The sequence below is a fragment of the Comamonas sp. w2-DMI genome (genome assembly GCF_040187735.1).
Lineage (GTDB): Bacteria > Pseudomonadota > Gammaproteobacteria > Burkholderiales > Burkholderiaceae_C > Comamonas > Comamonas terrae.
On the sequence record NZ_JBANEL010000085.1, the window covers coordinates 1 to 965 of the forward strand.

Genomic DNA, 965 nt, shown 5'->3' on the forward strand with positions numbered 1-965 from the left:
CGGTAGTTGTTGAAGAAGGGCGTGTGGCGGCCGCCTTCGTCCTTCGACAGCACGTACACCTCGGCGGTGAAGTGGGTGTGGGGCTTGATGGAGCCGGGCTTGCACAGCACCTGGCCGCGTTCCACGTCTTCACGCTTGGTGCCGCGCAGCAGCAGACCGACGTTGTCGCCAGCCTGGCCCTGGTCCAGCAGCTTGCGGAACATTTCCACGCCAGTGACGGTGGTCTTCTGGGTGTCCTTGATACCGACGATTTCGATTTCTTCGCCGACCTTGATGATGCCGCGCTCGATACGGCCGGTCACCACGGTGCCGCGGCCGGAGATGGAGAACACGTCTTCCACGGGCATGACGAAGGCGCCGTCCACGGCACGCTCGGGCGTGGGGATGTAGGTGTCCAGGGCTTCGGCCAGGCGCATGATGGCGGGCTCGCCCTTGTCGGACTGGTCACCTTCCAGGGCCAGCTTGGCCGAGCCGCGGATGATGGGGGTGTCGTCGCCGGGGAAGTCGTACTTGGACAGCAGCTCGCGCACTTCCATTTCGACCAGTTCCAGCAGTTCTTCGTCGTCCACCATGTCGGCCTTGTTCAGGAACACGATGATGTAGGGCACGCCCACCTGACGCGACAGCAGGATGTGTTCGCGGGTCTGGGGCATCGGGCCGTCAGCGGCCGAGCACACCAGGATGGCGCCGTCCATCTGGGCAGCGCCGGTGATCATGTTCTTCACATAGTCGGCGTGGCCGGGGCAGTCCACGTGAGCGTAGTGGCGGTTGGCCGTTTCGTACTCGACGTGGGCGGTGTTGATGGTGATGCCGCGGGCCTTTTCTTCGGGCGCTGCGTCGATCTGGTCGTAAGCCTTGGCTTCGCCGCCAAACTTCTTCGACAGAACGGTAGCGATGGCAGCCGTCAGGGTGGTCTTGCCGTGGTCAACGTGACCGATGGTGCCCACGTTCACGTGGGGCTTGGT

The 965-nt window shown here is 63.9% G+C and carries 1 protein-coding gene; it reads right to left on the reverse strand.

Translation table 11 applies throughout. The features are described 5' to 3' along the window. On the reverse strand, nt 1-965 hold a 965-nt coding region (gene tuf / locus V8Z74_RS26190; RefSeq protein WP_349712321.1), incomplete at both ends, for an elongation factor Tu.